The sequence below is a fragment of the Kitasatospora sp. NPDC001660 genome, assembly GCF_053596725.1.
The window spans coordinates 1-17,035 of the sequence record NZ_JBSFGU010000053.1 but is presented as its reverse complement, the minus strand read 5'-3'; the positions used below and the strand labels follow the sequence as shown (position 1 = coordinate 17,035).

Sequence of the window (17,035 nt, the reverse complement as noted above, 5' to 3'; positions counted from 1 at the left end):
CGGACCGGTCCGCCACTCTCGGGAACGACCGTAAGCAGACGATGGGACGGGCAGGGTAGGCATACCCTCTGCTATGTCTAAAAAGTAGTCAACTTCCTTCTAAAAAGCGGTACTTGCATGCCGGGATTTCAGGCTTTCGATTCGTTTAGAGGGTGCGGGGCGAGCTCCGCGGTCTTCAGCTATTCCGTGGGTAGAGGTCGAGGCGCTCGACGCCCAGGCCCAGCTCGCCTTCAGCACCGCCTTCACCGACCCCGCACAGGCCGACGCCGAGCTCGACCTCGCCGAGCAGCGTCTCACCGGCCTCAGCCTGACCGCCACCCGTCTCACCGTCCGGATCGCCGCGCTGGTCCGCGACGCCAGCCGCAACGGCCTCGACGCAAGTCAGACCAGCGGGTCCACGCAACTGCCCTCCGTGTGCCCCGGCCTGGGTGGCCGGGGCACACGGAGGGCGAAGGTCGTCCGAAGGACGAGGGCGTGGGTGCGCACCGCGTGGGCGATCCAGCCCTCCAGCGTGGCGGCTAGCTCGCTCTCTTCCCGTGGCGGCGGCGAGAGCGGCGGGTCATCAGCTGCCGGAGGCCTGGATCGCGTCGGCGGCTCCGACGGCCACCAGCACGTCGCGGCCTGAGGTCCAGGACCTGAGTGAGTCTCCGGCCTTCTTCTGGACCTGTGCCGATTCGCCGGCTCCTTCGATCTTGAGCACCATCCCCTTCTCGGAGCAGCCGAGGGTCACGAACGCGAAGGGCTCCATGGGGCTGGAGGCCTGCGTGTACGTTCCGGCGAGCACGGTTCCCGGGAACTGGTCGTGGTTGTCCGAGGAGGCGGTACCGGCCTCGGGGCGTTGCGCTCCGATCGAGGTGGGTGCCGTGGTGACCTGTCCGGTGGTCTTGTCTGGCAGGAACAGCGCCTGGCAGGTGTTGTTCCTCAGGGCGAGGACCACGTCGGTGGCGGAGATCCGGGCGACGCCGAGGACCTTCGTCGGGGCCTTGGCCGGTGGGGCGTCGACGGCGGACTGGATGGCCGAGTCCACGGGCGCGGCCGCGAGCCCGTCCAGAGGCCATGCGGGAGGTGTGCCTTTCCCCTGGGGTGCCCCGTCGTCGGTGCACGCCGCCGTGGCGGCGGCGAGGAGGGCCACCGCAACCGCGAACCTGACAGGTCGTCGCATGTGCTCAAGACTCCTAGTCGGTCCAGTGGTTGTAGCAGAAGCCTACCGGGTGGAAGGCGTCGCCTCCGCCGACGTAGGCGTTGTTGAATCGGCCGTCGTAGACGTCGAAGGTGAAGTGGTCGAACAGCGGGTAGGCCTCCAGGTGCCCGAACTTGCCGTCCGGCACGGTGTAGCTGCCCGTCTCGGTGTTGGTGGCGGTGTCGGTGACGCTGAACCCGACGGTGGCGGACACGCTTCCGGGGGAGACGCCGACGCTGGCCGACCACTGGCTGGCCACGGCCCGGCTCTGGGACAGGGTCAGCGTCATCGGGCCGGAGCCGGTGACGACGTCGACGCGGTTGGTCCCGCAGGTCTGCCCGCGGAAGACGGAGTTGCGGGCCTGAAGGTAGGGGTTGAAGTCAGTCGTCACGCTCGGGGATTCCCCGGACGGCGCGACGCCGGCCGCGGCAAGGGCCTGGGGCGCTGCCGGGAGCGGTGCCTGCCGGTCGATCGTCCAGTTCCCGGGTATCGCACCGGCCGGAAGCTCGGTGGCCACCGGCGCCTGGCCCGGGGAGGCGGCCGGCACGGGCACCGCCTGTGCCTGCGGCGCCACGAGCACCGCCGCGGCGGCCAGGCCCGCCGCCAGTGCGGCCGTCCGGGAGACGTACCTCTGTACAGCCCTGTTCATGCGATTCCCCTCCTGTTTCATCCCGCCGGGCAGGCGGGCAGACAGGACTCTAGGAGTGGATCCGGCGGTCGTAGGGTGATCTGAGGATAATTTGATCTAGGCATGCCAGAAACCGGTGCAATCCAGCCATGGAACCTATCCATCGCAGACGATCGAGCCACGAATGCAAACGATCGTTGGTCCTCTTACTTGTGAAAAACGTGGAGATTCCCTGCGGGAAACGAGGCGAACTCGTCGGCGATGAATCCCGCTCAACCGCACGACGCGCAACGAAGGATGCCCCCGCTGCGCAACAGCCGCTGTCGGTAACGGCCGGGCCGTTGCTGGCCGCGCCGGCATGACGCCCTCCCGCCGCCCACAGGACCTCACGCCGCTCCGGCCTGCGACCGTGTCGGCCGGGCGGTGCGCAGCGGGATCGCCCCGGCCCGGGTGGCGCGGGCGACGGTGAGGGCGGCACGGTGGCGTGCGAGGAGGTCGCGGGCACGGGCGGCTTCGGCCGGGTTCTGCTCGTCTTCGGCCGGCGGGTGCTGGGCGCGCTCGGGTTCGCGGAGCTTGTTGTAGTGCCGGCGCAGGATTTCCTCCCGGGCGGCGGCGGCTTCGTCGCGGGAGGCCTGGTGGGCCTGGGCCCGCTCGCGCATCTGCTGGCGAAGCTGCTGGTAGCCGGGGTGGTCGCACAGCGGTGGAGCAATCGGGGCGGGCCCTGGTTCGGCGTGGTGACGGGCGACGGCGGTCCGGTCGTCGTCCTCGGCCCGGGCGGCCGGCTTGTTGGCGACGCGGACGTCGAGGGCGCGGACGCTGCCCGGCGCCAGCTGCTGGTCGAGCAGGGCGAGGACCTGGCGGGCGCGCAGGCGCAGCTGGGTGGCCCAGGCAGGGGAGTCTGCCAGGACGCGCAGGGTTCGGGTGGTGCTGTCGAACCCGGCCGGGGCCCAGTGTGTGGCGGCGTCGGGTCCGACGATGGCGGCCCACCGGTCCTGGATGCTGCCGGCGGCCATGCCCAGGGCCCAGCCTTGGGAGGCGGATGGCACGGGACTACTACCGCACGTATCAGTGAGCGAGCAGGTCCCGGTGTACCCGTTTCCGCTTCAGGTCCACCACGCCGCCGAGGGATGCAGCAGGTAGTGCCGTCCCCGGCTGGACGAGCGCAGATGGCCCCGAACGCGCCCCGGTATCGGAGTGACGACCGATGCCGGGGCGTTCGGCGTTCCGTTGAGCAGCGTGAACCAAGCACCTGGAGGGCTCTGTGGGCAGAACGAAGGCGAACAAGGCCCGGCGGCGGCGTGATGTTGCCGACCACACCTTGCGGCAGTTGGAGCCGCCCGGGTACGACGAGTGGTTCGAGGTACCGGCCCGGTACAGGCCTGAAGCGGCTACGGCGGATCCCCGGCTTCTGCCCGATGACGTCGACCTGCTGGGCCGCCTCGCCCGATTGCGGCCGATCTATGGCGCGGTGATTCCGCTCCAGGCGATCTACCTGGACCACATGATCGACATCGGTGTGATTCCGTTGAGGAGCGGGGAGGACGAGGCGAGCCTGCTGCCGTTGGAAAACGTGGGCACGGTAATCCCCGGGATGTCGGGCGAGGACCTACGCGGCAGTGTGCACCGGCTGCATTCCGGCGGTGCACTGCTCGTGGACGCCCAGGATGAGGCGGTGATGGTGCGGGTCGTGGCTCGTCGGCCGGCGCTGCCGGGCGACCCGTGGCTCTTCGAGGACGATGAGGAGGCCAAGGTACTGCCCAAGGTGTGTGTTCCGGTGCATCCGGACGAGGTCGGGACCGAGGAGTACTTCGCGCTGGCGTATCTGCGGAGCGCAGAAGCTTCCGGCACCGTGTCGGTCGAGGATTTTGCCGACCGATTCTGCGCAGGAGACACCTCGCGCGCGCAGGAGGTGTTCGACTCCGTCGCTCATCTCGTTGGTGTGCGGGGATGTCCGGCCTGTCCGTCGGGACACCTGTGCACCCGGGAAGAGACGTGACCACCCGTTAATCCGCGCCTTGGCCGGTCCGCCCCCCAGGCGAGCTCTGCTGGTGGACGGTGGTCGTCCGGCGCGCGTGCGGTTCGAACCGGAAAGGCGTGGCGTCTACGTCAGACGCCCTGTGCGACGATGCCCCCGTCCGGTGGTCCGGCGCTGTCCGCTGGGCGGATCCGGTTTCGTCTGCGGTGAAGCGGGCGCCAGCAGGCTGTGTCCGGCCGCTTCCGGTGTGCCTGTCGAGTGGGCGCCCGCCGTTGTAGGCCCGGTGCGCGTCTCGGGGACCAGGGAGCGCTTGCCGACGAGTTGTTGTCTGCTGCCGTGGACTCTCCACGGCAGCAGACCGTCTTCGAGGACGGGGACCGGTCTGGTCGCTGTCACGAGCGGGAGCCGGGCCGCGGTCCTTCAGGGAGGTGCTCAGCTCTCGTGAGGGTGATCGTCGGCGGGTGCGGTGTTCTTCTTCTTCGGTGTCGCGGACGTCCCGTGGTCGGAGCGGTAGCGCGGGCCCCGGCCGGTGAAGTACAGCGGCACGTCGACTCCCGCGGCGGCGAGTCCCTCCCGCCAGTCGAACGGGAAGGTCGGCGTCCAGGGCTTGATGCGCCCGCCTGGAAACAGGGCGGCGATCCGGCACACCGGGCAGTTCTCCGGGTGGCACCGCCAGCCGCAGGAGGCGTCCATCCTGACCGGGTTGAGCCGGTCCTCACCCAGGATCATCACCCGCGGCGATCCGCAGCGGTGGCAGTCGCGAAACCGGTAGCCGACCTCACCCGGGTGGGGGTTCCTCGGCCATGAGCTCCCGGGGTCGTAGTACTGCCTCCTGAACAAGCCATGGGCCCAGTCCTGGGTGTCCGGGTCCCCGAACCGCAGGTCTGCGCTGCTCGGATTCTGTGCCATGTGCGGTTCAACACCCGCTGCACCATCCGGTTGCGGCAATTGAGCCGTCCGGGCGGCCGCGGCTCCCGTCACGCCTCGTCACGGCCCCAGACCCCCCGACCGCCCCGATGATGCAGCCATCCAGGGCATCCGCGTTTCCGACACCGAGCCGGCGGCGTTGACTCCACGTCGCCACAGAACGCCACAAGGGAAAGCTCGGCCGCTTGCAATCGCGACGGAGGACTCGTTGACAACCGGCTCCATCGACGACCTGCCCCGGGGGCTGGCCCACCACCGCCCCGCAGTCTCTTATCCCGAAAGGATGTCCGCGGAACGGCGCCTTGGGCCTGCAACCCAGCATCGGGCCGGCGGGCCCGGTCTCCCGCCGGGCCCACCCGAGCGCACCCCCCGTACGAACCAGATCGCGTCGGCCGAAGGGTTGTTCGTCCTGGAACTGTGCTGCGAGACCTGCCCCAGCGCCCCGGTCATCGAGGTCTACAAGATCACCGACCCGGCCGGATCGCTGGGCGAGACCAGGACCGACCGCTGCCTGCGCTGCCAGGAACGACGCCTTCCCCTCCCGCATCCCACCGACCACCTGTGTGGGGTCTGTCGCACAGAGTGCGTGGTCTGCCGGGCCCCCGTCGGCAGCAGTTCGCCGACGAAGGCCGGCGACAGCGAGCGGGTACGGGGAGGGCTGTGCCGCAGGTGTCGCGGGCTCTGCCGAACCTGCGACGCCCCCACGACCCAGGCGATCTGCGCGGACTGCCTGACCAGCGCCCATGCCGACCCGATGACGCTCGTCATGCTGTCCTTCCCGAACGGCCTGATCAGTCTGTGCGGCGGGCAGCTCCACGCCAACGTCGTCGCCGTCGTCCGCGCCGAACTCTCCCGGATCCCCGCCCGCCGGCTGATCGAGCGAATCGAACGCCGCTGGTGGCGGACCTGGGCCCACCTGCGCCTCACCTACGGTGCCGACGACATCCACACCCCCGACGAGTGCGCCTACCACCTGGTCGTTCCCAGCAGATGCGCCGACCCGGACTGCGAGGACGGCTGGCTGTCCGACGCGGACAAGAATTGCCCCCGCTGCTACGCCCCTCTAGAAGACGACAATCGCCGCCCCGAACGGCCAGTGCGCGAGGTCCTCGCCACCGCCGGAGCCGACGGCAACCGGGCAGGACCGCAGCGCACCGCGGCTGCGGCCGCGCTGATCCGCCAGGAGCTGCGCCAGCGCAACGGCGCCTCCCGCAACGACCGCAGCCCGCTGCGCCGGGCGCCGCTGCCGAGTGCTGAGGTCCGGTCCGAGCCCCACACCGTGCGGGAGAACCCGTCCGCATGGCCGCCCGCCGAGCCCGACGGTGAGGACAGCCCCGTCCTCAGGGCCCGTCAGGAGCAGCGGTCCGAGGTCCACGAGGCGGCGGTGCAGCGGGCCCGCCGGGAGAAGCTGGTCCGGGCCCGCAGGGCGGAGAACCAGCCCGCTACGGAACCGAGGTGACCGTGGTTCCGGTCATGCCGCTCCGGCCTGGTCGGCGTTCGGGGTGCCGCGGGCTGTGCGTAAGTGGATGGCGCCGGCGCGTTCGGCGCGGGCGCGGCGGACGGCCAGGGCCTGGCTGGTGGCGGCGGCCGCGGCCCGGTCTTGGGCAACGGCCTGGTCGGCCTGGTAGGCGAGGGCGTCGGCGAACGCGTTCTCGGGTTCGCGCCGCTCGCGCAGGGCCTGGTCCTGCCGTTCGACGGCGGCCGCGATGCCCGGGTCGATCCGCGGGGGAGTCCTGGCGGCCTGGAGCGCGGCGAGTGCCTGCCGGTACCCGGCCGAGGCGCTGTCGCGGGTCCTGACCGGGGCCGGTGCGGGCGGCGGGGCGACGGTAGGGAGCGGGACCGGGGCGGCGGGCGTGCGAGCGGGGCCAAGCGGGCGAGGGGCGAGGACCCGGATGCTGCGGACGGCCTCGGTGCCGAGCTTCGCGTTGATCCGGGCGACGAGCTGGCTTCCGAGCAGGCGCAGCTGGGTGCCGTAGGCGGGGGAGACCGGCTGGAGGTCGAGCCGGCCGGTGGCCGGGTCGAAGTGGGTGGCGGTGACCTTGTCCACGAGCTCGGGGGCGATCGCGGGCCACTGGTCGAGCAGGTTCCCGCCTGTCGCGGACAGTTCCCAGGCGCGTTCGGCGACCAGGCCGGTGAACACGGCGGCGAGACCGACGGGTTCGCGCCCGTCCCGGACGGCAGCGCGCCGCGGCTGGCGGGCGGGCGTACGTCGGAGCGGATCGGCGGTGGGCCGGTGCCGGGCGGCGGCCCGGGCGGCCTGCAGGGCGGCACGGGCGATGTCACTACTCACCTGTTCCTCCCGTGCCGGTTGAGGGCCATGCGGCCGGTGCCCTTGATCCGCAGGACACGGTCGACCAGGACGTTGGTGTAGAGGCGGCGGGCGTAGTCCTCGCCGGCCTCCTCAATGGTCATCGTGACCAACGACCAGTCCTGCTGGGCGGCGACGCGCAGGTCGATGATTTCCTCCCGGCTGAGTTGCTCCAGGAGGACCAGGCCGTCTTCGCCGCGCTGCAAGTCGGGCAGCACGTCCGCGTCGGGGCCCGGGCTGGCCGGGGCCACCGCGGCGGTGACCATACGGGCGACGGAGACACTGGTGGGTGCGTGCCAGTCCTGGGTGCTCCACGTCGACCGGGCGCGGTTGTGCCGGGCGTGCGCGGCGTGCGGGGAGTCGTTCCAGCGCTCGACGGTACGGGCGCGCTGCTCCGCGGTGTCCCAGCCGGGGAGCAGGGTGACGCCCTTGAGCCGGTAGGCGAGCAGCCCGGTGGGGCGGCGGGTGCCGTTGAGGGGCTGGTCTGTGGTCTCAAGCCAGGCCATGACCTCGTTCGCGGTCCACCCGGCGTCGGCGACCTCCTGGATCACCCACGCGACGCGGGGGACCAGGGCGTGATGCAGCCACGGCACCTGCTGCACCAGCTCGAACGCCAGCTGGAAGCGGCGCCCGACGCGGTTGAGCTTCCGGGGGCTCCGGCTCGTTTTGCCGGACTTCTTCGAGGTGGTGGAATTCGGCCCCCCGCTCGCGAGCTTGCTCTCAGAGGGAAGAGGGGTATCACCGTCAGCAGAACAGAAACAGCAACCACCCTCCATTGGGGTGCAACGGCAGAGCGCTGCTGAGGTGCCGTCAGCGGCGTGTGGCACCCGGGACGAGGCACCGGCCGGAGCGGCCTGAGGGGCCGTCACCGAGGCCTTCGCGGAAGCCTTCACCCGGGCCGCCCGGACCTTGCGCGCCGCCCTCTTGCCGAGCACCGCCATCACCGCCCGCCCGGCTTCCGCGATCCCGACCATCCGACGCCCGGTGCTCTCCCCGACGGTCCGGACGCCCAAGGCGGTGTCGAACGCCACCGGGATCACCAGGGCGAACTCGGACGCCCGGGCGCGCTCGCCGCGGACGCGGGTGCCCTTGACGATGTAGGCGAGCAGGCCGGCCTCGCGCAGCATCCGCAGATGGTTCTGGACCGTCCGATCCGTCGTCTTGAGCTTGCGGGCCAGGTACTCCACCCCCGGTCGGCACGGCGACAGCGCGGCCAGCTCCTGGGCGACACGGACCGTGGTGCGGCCCATCTCCCGCGGCCCGTGCGACCAGGCCGGGGCGTAGCAGCCCGACGCGACCACCCAGTGCACCGCCTGCATCCAGCTGTATGGGTCCAGCGCGATCCGGCCGTGCGTCGTCGATACCCACTGCTCCGCCGCCGACACCAGCAACCGGGGCAGCACCTGTACGCACGGCACGAACCGTCGTGCCTTCTTCGGCACCGCCGCAGCGGTCGCTGACGCGACGTCGACCGACTTCTGCCGCTGGCCAGGAATCATCGGAGCATCCGGAACTACACCCGCAAGAGCGTCAACCGGGAGACCGGCACACTCGCCCGGGTGGGTGATATGCGTCACGTCGTCAAGGTGGTGAGGCCGCGGTTCGGCGGACTGTGCTGGTAGCGAGCTGGCCTCACAGACCAGGCACGAAGCGGAAAGCGAGTCGACTGGACGGTTGGAAACGGTGCTGGCGTCGCCGAAAGCCGTGGAGTCGTCGACGACACCACGAGCACGGCGGCACTGGCAGCCCGCAGAGCGGTGCTGCAAAATGGCAAAGCCTCCTAGCAGTAGGTGGGCACGCTAAAGGCGCCCTTCGTGGGTGCTGGGTCCGCGAGAACCCTGAAAGTTCGCCGGATCGACCGGGTGGTACCGGGAGATCTGGCCCCGCCGACCGAGGTGGTACTCGGAGAGCGGTGAAGCAGAGGGCCGCAGAGCCTGGTGGTGGTACACCAGCAGCGGCCGGGCGGTGGAACCCCTTGCCGGGGGTGGCAGCCGCCTGCGACGGCTACGTCATCTCAACCCCCTTCGGGGGCGAGGTGTATCCGCATACAACAACGACGGCACCCCGCCGGAGCGACCCGCGAAGGATCGCTACCACGGCGGGGTGCCGCGCGTGTGCCTGAGAACGGGTACGGGTACCCTGAATCACGTCGTCACCTCCTCTTAGGTACGACCACGGGTTGGGCCCCTGCCAGGGGGCGCCGGCCCACTCCGACGCCGTCCGGACTTGCCTAAGGTCCGGGCGGCGAAACTCTTTGTGGATCTGGGCCAGCCTACCCCTTCGCAGCGCCCTGTACGTGCCTGCCGACCGCCCGTGTCGATCTGACGGGGCGGAGTTCTGATGCCCTGACAAGTACGACGGGATCTGACCCTCGAGCGTCATGGGTGTACCTGAATGAGGGCGTGCGTACCGGCGGTCCGCCAGCCGATCCCGGATCGGTCCAGCTCGCCCAACTGCTCGGCCCCGATTCCAACGACGACGTCTGACTTCAGTGTGCGCAGCGTCGCGACTTGACCCGGGAAGTAGCCCGTCACCTCGGTAAAGGGGAGCGTGGGCTCCCACCAGCGGTCGCCGACCAATCGCCGGTAGTTCAGGTCGCCCTTCAGGATGGTCAGGGTGGCGGCCGCGAGGTCGGATCTCAGGGACTCCGGCATTGCGGTGAAGTCGAATGGTGCGCACCAGAAGGCGTTGGTGCGCACCCGCAGTCGGCCAACTGCGGCCGCCTCGCGCAGACGTTCCCCGACAGCGTGGGCCTCGCCCTTGCCGAGCAGCAGCGCCCGCAGGCAGTCTGCGACGTCCCCGAGTGTGGCGTCGGAGACGTAGTACGGTGCTGGCTTTACGTGCAGCACCATCTCGCCGGCCAGTCCGTGGGCCAGCAGGTGGTCGACGAGGACCAGGTCCGCGACCATCTCAGAGCTGGCATTGTCCGCAATCATGGCGACCGTTCCGCCCGGGGCGGAACGGAGCAGCTCCCACAGGCGCTCGCTGTCGTCGGCCACCAGGCCGGAGGCCTGGATACCGCGACCCGCGGTGATCTGGAGCGCCAGATCGGCGCGGTTGCCCCACAGGCTCGACAGGAGTAGCGCTTGCCCCCGCTCGTCGGCGGCCAAGTCGGCGACGTCGTCGAGCGCAGAGATTTCCGCTGACACCACCTCGCCTGCGAGCTCGGCCTGCTTGAACGGCGCAAACAGATCGACGCCCTGCCATGGCCCGGGCTTGAAGAAGCCGGTGGCCTCGAGCAGGCGCCGGTAAAAGAAGCTCTCCGCCCAGAGGAACGGCGCCTCCGCCCACCGGCGGCCATAGTAGGCGCTCCCCCATTTGCGCCAGAGCTGGTAGTCGCTGGCGCTGTCAGGCAGCGGACGAATCACGCCGTGGACGCCCTCCTCGGCGAGCTCGGACAGCGCCTGCCGTTGCCCGGGCTCGAAGGGCCAGGCCCCGGTGAGCCGTTCAATCAGCGCGGGATGCCGCTTGGCGAACACGTCGCTAGCGAAAGGCGACTCACTAGAAATGATCACCGGGGCCTGCTGGGACATGAGCGTCTATCCCTCTCAGAACTGGTTCAGGTCGAGGTCCAGGGCGACAACGCCAGCGGCGCTGCCGGCGAGGATGCGGCCGTGGACCGGGTCGTAGGCGGCACAGTTGAGGCTGCCATCGATTCGGACCTCTGCGAGCTGCTGCTGTTCGGCGAGCGACCAGAGCCGGACGGTGCCGTCAGCGGCAGCAGAGACGAGCCGGTCCGGGGCGCTGGTGAAGGCGACCATGAGGATGCGGCCGGAGTGCCCGCTCAGCTGGGCGGTGAACCGGTCGCTCGCCAGGTCACGGACTGCAATGTCGCCAATGCCGGCGCCGACGGCAGCCCGGAAGCCCTGATCGTCGAGCGTGACGGCCCGGGCCCAGCCGGTCGGGCAGGTGAACCGGGAAACGAACTCGCCGTCGGCGGCCCTCCATACGCGGACGGATCCGTCTCCGCCGCAGGCCGCGAGGACCTGGCCGTCGGCGTTGAACGCGGCCGAGCGGAGACGGCCAGCGTGGACGTCTTGCGACCACAGCAGATTGCCGCTCGGGAGGTCCCAGCAGCGGATGTGCCCGTCACCGGTGCTCGCCGCCAGCCTCGGAGCGGTGCGGGCCATGGCCACCGCCCAGGTACGGTTCGTGTCCTGGTTGAGGGTCAGCTCCCAGGCCTCGTCCGCGAGCGACCAGGCCCGAACGGCGCCGTCGCCGCACGCGGCCGCCACCAGGTCCGTGCCGGAGGCGAGGGACCAGACCCGTCCGTGCCCTGCTGGCAGCCGGCGCAGCAGGGTCGAGTCGGTGGCGTCGACCAGGTCGACCCGCCCCGCGCCATCGCCGATCAGCCCAACCGTGCCCGTGCTCGAGTACGCCGTCGACCAGGTCGTGTTCGACCCATGGGCCAGTGTCTGCAGCGGACCGCCGTGCATCGGCCACAGCCGTACAGCCCCGTCCTCACAGCCGGCGACGACCGTGCCATCACCGCTCCGTGTGAGCGAGCGGACCCAGTCGACGCCCGGCGGCAGCGCGGTCTTCCCGGCCTCACCGTCAACAGTCAGCGCGTGGATCGTCGGCTCCTCCGTCGCGGCGAGCACGAGCCCGCCGTCCAGGGATGCGACGACGGAACGCACCCGGCCAGGCAGGTCCGTCGTGCGCCGGACCGGGGTTAGTGTGCCGCCCTTCGTCGCCCACACCACCACCGATCGGTCACCGGAACCGGAGGCCAGTAGGCCCGAACCAGCGGCGAACGCCACCGATCGCACCCAGTCCCGGTGCTGGGCCTTCTCATCCAGCAGCCGCCCGGTGGCCAGGTCGAAGAGCCGGACGAACTCGTCCTCACCAGCGACAGCGATCGCCGGCTCGTCCCCGCCGCCGACCGCAACCGACCACACCGGCGTGCCGGTGGTCTGCATCCGGCGGAGCAGCAGCAGCCGCTCGGTGTCCCACACGCACACAGCCCCGTCCTCGGCGCCCGAGACCAGCAATGGCTGGTCCGGCGCGAACGCCAGGGCCCGGATCCGGCGGGAGTGCCCGGCCAGCACACCCACCGGCGTGCCGGAGTCTGTGCGGTACAGCCGTACCAGGCCGTCATCCCCGGCGGAGGCGACGACCGTTCCGTCCAGTGAGAGCGCGGTGGCGAATACCCAGCCCGTGTGTGCGCGGAAGGTACGCAGCGGTTGACGGGTGTCGAGATCCCAGAGCCGCACAGTGCCGTCCTCGCCGCCGGAGGCGACGATCCTCGCCACAGTGGAGACGCTGACGATCGCTCCCACGTGCCCGGCGTCCTTCGACTCGGCCGCCGCACCGCGGTGCAGCCACCCGGCGGTGAACGCTGCCCCAAGCGAGGCGGCCTCGGCGAGCGCCTCCGGCGACGCCGGCGAGGGCGAGCGGTGCAGGGCGATCGACAGCGTCGCGGCCACATCGGCCGGCTCCACCAGACCGGTCAGCAGATACCCGGAGCCCGCCATCACCCGCGCCGCCGTCCACGCGGGCGAGCGCCGCCCTCCGGACAAAGCGTCGAGGACCGCCGCGTCGGCGACCAGCGACTGCTCCCCCACCAGCGCGACCTTCCGCACCACGTAGGAGGGAGAGGAGAGCAGCCCGACCAGCTCGTCCTCCAGGCCAGCTTCACGCAGGTGGTACGGCAGGTGACGCCAAAGGTACCCCTGCTCGGCGCCCAGCTCCTCCCACCGGCCGCCGGTCGAATCGCGAAACGCATCCAGCAGAGAGCCGTGCAACTGCGCCCAGTCATCCGCGACCAGGTGCCGCAAGTAGGACCGGAACACGTCATGCAGCGTGATCGTCTCCGTGTCCGCTCGGTAGCTGCTCACCAGCGACCGGTCCGCCAGGACACGACAGAACTGCCTGGTGGCGTGCGGAGACCAACCGAACGCCACCTTCCACCAATGCGTCAGCGCCCGGACCGGGATCGCTGTCGCCGGCGGGAACACCGCCAGCGACATGTACCGCGCCCGCAGATCCGACGCGCCGTTGAGCACGACGCTCTCCTCCAGGCCATCCAGGCTGGACGCGATCGCCTGACCGATCGCGCTGCGCCGCTGGACGGCGTCGAGCACGTCAAAGGCCTGCGGCCCGTAGTCGCGGATCGTCTCCGACGTCTCCGCCACAACGCGTCCAGAGGACGCCCCGGAAGCCACGTCCTGGCCGACAGTCGAGCCGACAATCTGCGCAAGTAGCGGCCAACCGCCCAGCAGCTCGGCGAGCTGCTGGGCCTCCGAGTGCTGCAGCGAGGCGACGTTTCGGGTCAGCATCTCGCTGATCTCGGCCGCCGTCATCGGTCCGAGCCGCACCACCTGCGCGGTTGACGGGCACACCCGGACGTTCCGCGTCGTCACCAGCCGCACGCACTCCTCGCCGCCGAGGAGGAACGGAGACAAGTCGGCAGCGGACCAGACGTTGTCGATGACCAGCAGCGCTCGCCGATCCTGCAACAGTCGCGCGAGATGGAAGCCTGCCTGCTCCGGATCGGTCAGCGCCGGGCGGGTGCCGCTGAGGTGGACACAGATGTCCGAGATCAGCTCCACGACCCGGGCCGGCGTGCAGCCTTCACCGGTCTCCACCCAGAGGATCTCCGGATAGAGCTCCTGGATCCGCTCGTCGTTGACCAGCTGAGTTGCGATGGTCGTCTTGCCGAATCCCCCAGGACCGACGACAGCTACCGCCGCGATCCCCTCAGTGTTGCGGGCCTCCTCCAAGACGGAGATGAGGCCATCGAAGTCAGCGTTCCTGCGCACCAGACTTGGCTCCGCGTTCGGGATGGGGAGGAAACCGCCCGGTGGCGCCGCGGCTTCTTTGGGAGCTCTTGGCATCTCGCCGATTGCTTCCCAAAACCGCTCCTGCTCTGCCGGGCTGCATCGCTCCAAGGTTGAGTCCAGTGCCTCCTGGAGAGGCTTACTGATCGCCTTCGGGTTGGAAGGCGACTCCCAGTCAGACACTGTTCGGCTTCCGACTCCCACGTAGGCCGCGAATCCCCGCACCGACAGGCGCTTGGCTTCCCGTAATGCGCGCGATTCCCTTCCAGTCCAGCGCTGCACCGTGCCCACCGAGACCCCCTCGACCGACTCTCCGACGCTAACAACCGCTTGTGCCAAAACTCCTGGTCGCGGGCGTACTCCGCAGCACACTCGCAGCACCACCGCCACGCCTGGCCGACAGGGCGGTGTGGAGCACGAAGTAGATCTTCCCCGACGCGCACCCCAGTCCGCAGCGCCACCGCAGCACTGCACCAGCCACAACACCAAAAAGCCCAGGCACTCTTCTGGGCAACGGAGCAGCGCTACTCCGCTCCGCTATCGCATCGGCAGGCCGGGAGGGGAGAAGTGACGGCTCTGATCCGACGTTGGAGTTCAAGGCTCAGTCCGCTGAGCTCGTTCCAACTCCTCGACGCGCTTACGAAGCTCGCCAAGTTCACGTGCCAGGTCCTCGACCGTCGGTGCTGCCGATGGCTTGGAACCCGGGGAGCTCACGAAACTGCCGCGCCCTGCCTGGGAGTAAACGACGCCACGGGAGCGCAGCTCGGCCACGGCTCGCTGCACCGTGCCGGTTGCCATGCCGTGCTCGGCCGCCAGCTGGCTGGTGCTCGGGAGCTTGTCGCCCGGGCGGAGTTCTCCGCTGCGGATCTGCGCAAGGACAGCCTGCACCAGCTGTTGGTACGGCACCTGCTGCCGGCTCGGGTCGCTACTCATGTGCGACATCGTACATCCGCCACCCCGCCATAGATAGCTATGGCAAGGATGTTGACATGGTTGCCAATGGCGATTATGTTGATTGAGCAAGGCCGGCGCTGAGGCCGGAGCAAACACGCAGGTAGTCGCCGCCCGAGTGGGCGCCGGGTAGCTCCACCAAACCCATGCGACTGCCTCACAGCAGTGCTGATGCGCTGTCCGCTCCCCAGTGCGCCGGGATTCCCGTGCGGCCTGGCGGGCGGAGAGAGCACCGCAACGCGGCCCTCACCTTCCTCCTGACAGACGAGGAGCACCTGATGACCACCTCGACCGCGATCCCCACCGCCCGGCAGCGCAAGAGCCGGACCCGCACGACCAACGTCTCCTCCCAGCCGGCGCTCCTGGTGTCGAAGCTGCCGCTCAACTCGGTCCAGCTCACCCACCGCGCGGAGGTCCTGGCCTGCCCGGCCTGCCAGACCTGGTGCCCCCTGACCCTGAACAAGGGCACCAAGGAGTGGAAGATCGCCCCGCACCACACCATGAAGGCCGGCACCCCTGGTGCCCGACGCTGCAGCAACTCCAACCGGCTGGTCATCATCGACGTGACGCTGGTTCGGTGGCAGGAGCAGCGGGTCGAGGCCAGCGCCGATGTCGCCGCCCGCCGGCCGACCAAAGTCCTGCACAAGGTGAAGGCCCCGCTGCCCAAGGCGATCCACCAGCTCACGCCGGCCGCGCCCACCGCCGAGACCGCTCACGCCGCGTACGTCGGGCACCGCAGCCGCTGCGCGGCCTGCACCGACCCGAAGAAGCGCTGCACCGACGGCCTGCGCCTGGGCGCCACCTACCTCGAGCTGCTGCGCCAGGAGCCGGAGCGCCGCGCCGCCCAGGCCCGGGCCGAGGAGGAGCAGCAGCTCGCCGAGCGCCGCCAGGCGAAGGAGCAGCTCAAGCAGCGCGCTGCCGAGTGGCCGGACGCGCAGGTGGACTTCCTGCTCGCGAAGCGCCGCCGGGCCCAGCACATCACCGGCCGTCTCGTCGAGCCGATCCAGGGCGCGGCGGTGCCGGTCGGAGCCCGCCCGATCGGCGCGGTGCGCAGCGCGGAGGACGTGCTGGCCGAGAACCCCATCCGGAAGCGCCAGCAGCTCTCCGCCTGACCAGCACCACGCCGGGCCCGGCCCGTTTCCAGAACTGAACAGCCCCCACCAGCCTGCGGCGGCCCGGAACTCTCCGGGTCGCCGCTTCGCATCCCGGAGGTTTTCCGTGCGCTACGCCACCATCTCCCGTGAGCTGCTCCCGCTGCTCATCCGGGCGCTCACTACGCCGGAGCCCCGCCCGGCCAGCATCACCACCGTCGACCAGCGGCGTACCCCGACCGAGGACAGGCTGGTCGCCGCCGCGAGCCCGCTGTGCTCCGGCCCCCGCTACCGGCCCCGTCGGCTGGCCGTCCTTGCCGCTGCCTGACCGCGCATCTCTCCTGCGACGCTGCCCGTCGCCTCCGCCCTCGACCCGGGTGCGGCGACGGCGGGGGGACGGCAGGACCGGGCCCCGCCAACAGCGACGGCCCCGGGTTGCGCCCCGGGGCCGTCCACGTCGCCTGAACTGGAGGCAACGACCTTGCTGCACAACATCATCGCACGCTCCACGCTGAACACCGCGCCCGGCGACAGCGACCCCGACATGGACGAGGCGCTGCGGCGGGCCCGGGGAGGTGGCCGGTGATGGCCACCACCACCTTCGGCACCGGCACCGCGCCCGACCTGACCGCGCAGGAGCCGATCCTGCCCGCCCCGCGCCCCGGCCTGTACCTGGTCCCCCGCCTCGGCGGGATCACCGCCTACCTGACGGCCGACCAGGACACCGTGCAGACCATGCGGGCCCTGGCGCTGACCGTCCTGGTCGCCCATGGCGTCGACCTGGAGACCGCCGAGTCCGCGCAGCTGGTCCTGTCCGAGCTGATCGGCAACGCGGTGCGTGCCTGCGGGCCCCACGCCCCGTTGGTCGTGGAGGTCTACCGCTCCCGCGGGGCGGACGCGGTCGTCACCGTCCACGACCCGCTCGTCGGCACCGGCCCCCGCCGCACCGACACCGCCCCCGACAGCGACGAGGCGGAGACCGGCCGCGGCCTGCTCCTCCTCGACATCCTCGCCCCCGGCTGGACCGTCAAGCCCTCGCCGATCGGCAAGCGCATCCGCTGCCGCATCCCCGCGGCCGGCTGACCGACCACCCCTCCCCCGCGCCCGCTGCGCCCCGGACCCCGGCCCGGGGCGCAGCCTCATCCGCAAGGGTGCCGCGAACGCCGTCGCGCAGTGGGTCGTGCGGTCCGGCGGCC

The 17,035-nt window shown here is 70.7% G+C and carries 15 protein-coding genes; 5 read left to right on the top strand and 10 right to left on the bottom strand.

Going from position 1 to position 17,035, the window contains the following annotated elements; translation table 11 throughout:
- Nucleotides 1-175 precede the first annotated feature (175 nt).
- From ACWCXH_RS33980 to ACWCXH_RS33965, 4 genes are all read right to left on the bottom strand, one after another.
- A complete protein-coding gene (locus tag ACWCXH_RS33980; protein WP_449805367.1) occupies nt 176-403 on the bottom strand; it encodes a hypothetical protein in 228 nt (75 codons plus the stop codon).
- 159 nt (nt 404-562) lie between these two features.
- Nucleotides 563-1,162 (bottom strand): hypothetical protein, encoded by a 600-nt coding sequence (locus ACWCXH_RS33975; RefSeq protein WP_449805366.1) that lies wholly within the window; start codon nt 1,160-1,162, stop codon nt 563-565.
- Between the two features lie 13 nt (nt 1,163-1,175).
- On the bottom strand, nt 1,176-1,829 hold the full coding sequence (locus ACWCXH_RS33970; RefSeq protein WP_449805365.1) for a hypothetical protein: 654 nt from the start codon (nt 1,827-1,829) through the stop codon (nt 1,176-1,178).
- Nucleotides 1,830-2,194: 365 nt separating this feature from the next.
- Entirely contained in the window at nt 2,195-2,854 is a 660-nt protein-coding gene (locus tag ACWCXH_RS33965; protein WP_449805364.1) for a DciA family protein, read from the bottom strand.
- 215 nt (nt 2,855-3,069) lie between these two features.
- Here ACWCXH_RS33965 and ACWCXH_RS33960 point away from each other — a divergent pair, with 215 nt between their 5' ends.
- Entirely contained in the window at nt 3,070-3,804 is a 735-nt protein-coding gene (locus ACWCXH_RS33960) for a hypothetical protein (protein ID WP_449805363.1), read from the top strand.
- Nucleotides 3,805-4,215: 411 nt separating this feature from the next.
- Here the strand turns inward: ACWCXH_RS33960 and ACWCXH_RS33955 are convergent, their stop codons facing one another.
- The gene (locus ACWCXH_RS33955; protein ID WP_449805362.1) at nt 4,216-4,515 is read right to left on the bottom strand and encodes a hypothetical protein; all 300 of its coding nucleotides are present in this window, start codon (nt 4,513-4,515) and stop codon (nt 4,216-4,218) included.
- A 595-nt stretch (nt 4,516-5,110) separates the two neighbouring features.
- On the opposite strand from ACWCXH_RS33955, the gene ACWCXH_RS33950 reads away from it, so the two are divergent.
- On the top strand, nt 5,111-6,169 hold the full coding sequence (locus ACWCXH_RS33950) for a hypothetical protein (protein WP_449805361.1): 1,059 nt from the start codon (nt 5,111-5,113) through the stop codon (nt 6,167-6,169).
- Between the two features lie 12 nt (nt 6,170-6,181).
- On the opposite strand, the gene ACWCXH_RS33945 is transcribed toward ACWCXH_RS33950, so the two are convergent.
- From ACWCXH_RS33945 to ACWCXH_RS33925, 5 genes are all read right to left on the bottom strand, one after another.
- On the bottom strand, nt 6,182-7,000 hold the full coding sequence (locus ACWCXH_RS33945; protein WP_449805360.1) for a DciA family protein: 819 nt from the start codon (nt 6,998-7,000) through the stop codon (nt 6,182-6,184).
- On the bottom strand, nt 6,997-8,517 hold the full coding sequence (locus ACWCXH_RS33940) for a transcriptional regulator (RefSeq protein ID WP_449805359.1): 1,521 nt from the start codon (nt 8,515-8,517) through the stop codon (nt 6,997-6,999). The genes ACWCXH_RS33945 and ACWCXH_RS33940 overlap by 4 nt, the downstream gene beginning before the upstream one ends.
- Before the next feature lie 879 nt (nt 8,518-9,396).
- Nucleotides 9,397-10,551, bottom strand: a complete 1,155-nt coding sequence (locus ACWCXH_RS33935) for a damage-control phosphatase ARMT1 family protein (RefSeq protein WP_449805358.1) — start codon at nt 10,549-10,551, stop codon at nt 9,397-9,399.
- A 15-nt stretch (nt 10,552-10,566) separates the two neighbouring features.
- On the bottom strand, nt 10,567-13,779 hold the full coding sequence (locus ACWCXH_RS33930) for an NB-ARC domain-containing protein (RefSeq protein ID WP_449805357.1): 3,213 nt from the start codon (nt 13,777-13,779) through the stop codon (nt 10,567-10,569).
- Nucleotides 13,780-14,391: 612 nt separating this feature from the next.
- Complete coding sequence (locus ACWCXH_RS33925; protein ID WP_449805356.1) at nt 14,392-14,730, bottom strand: GntR family transcriptional regulator; 339 nt, start codon at nt 14,728-14,730, stop codon at nt 14,392-14,394.
- Nucleotides 14,731-15,026: 296 nt separating this feature from the next.
- Between ACWCXH_RS33925 and ACWCXH_RS33920 the strand changes: the two genes are divergently transcribed.
- The 3 genes from ACWCXH_RS33920 (at nt 15,027) to ACWCXH_RS33910 (ending at nt 16,922) form a co-directional block, all read left to right on the top strand.
- Complete coding sequence (locus ACWCXH_RS33920) at nt 15,027-15,860, top strand: hypothetical protein (protein ID WP_449805355.1); 834 nt, start codon at nt 15,027-15,029, stop codon at nt 15,858-15,860.
- 106 nt (nt 15,861-15,966) lie between these two features.
- Nucleotides 15,967-16,167, top strand: a complete 201-nt coding sequence (locus tag ACWCXH_RS33915) for a hypothetical protein (protein WP_449805354.1) — start codon at nt 15,967-15,969, stop codon at nt 16,165-16,167.
- Nucleotides 16,168-16,424: 257 nt separating this feature from the next.
- A complete protein-coding gene (locus tag ACWCXH_RS33910; RefSeq protein WP_449805353.1) occupies nt 16,425-16,922 on the top strand; it encodes an ATP-binding protein in 498 nt (165 codons plus the stop codon).
- Nucleotides 16,923-17,035 lie beyond the last annotated feature (113 nt).

Coding starts and splice junctions, on each gene's coding strand:
- ACWCXH_RS33920 (WP_449805355.1), top strand. CDS start 15,027: ATGACCACCTCGACCGCGATCCCCACCGCCCGGCAGCGCAAGAGCCGG.
- ACWCXH_RS33940 (WP_449805359.1), bottom strand. CDS start 8,517: ATGATTCCTGGCCAGCGGCAGAAGTCGGTCGACGTCGCGTCAGCGACC.
- ACWCXH_RS33970 (WP_449805365.1), bottom strand. CDS start 1,829: ATGAACAGGGCTGTACAGAGGTACGTCTCCCGGACGGCCGCACTGGCG.
- ACWCXH_RS33910 (WP_449805353.1), top strand. CDS start 16,425: ATGGCCACCACCACCTTCGGCACCGGCACCGCGCCCGACCTGACCGCG.
- ACWCXH_RS33935 (WP_449805358.1), bottom strand. CDS start 10,551: ATGTCCCAGCAGGCCCCGGTGATCATTTCTAGTGAGTCGCCTTTCGCT.
- ACWCXH_RS33925 (WP_449805356.1), bottom strand. CDS start 14,730: ATGAGTAGCGACCCGAGCCGGCAGCAGGTGCCGTACCAACAGCTGGTG.
- ACWCXH_RS33975 (WP_449805366.1), bottom strand. CDS start 1,162: ATGCGACGACCTGTCAGGTTCGCGGTTGCGGTGGCCCTCCTCGCCGCC.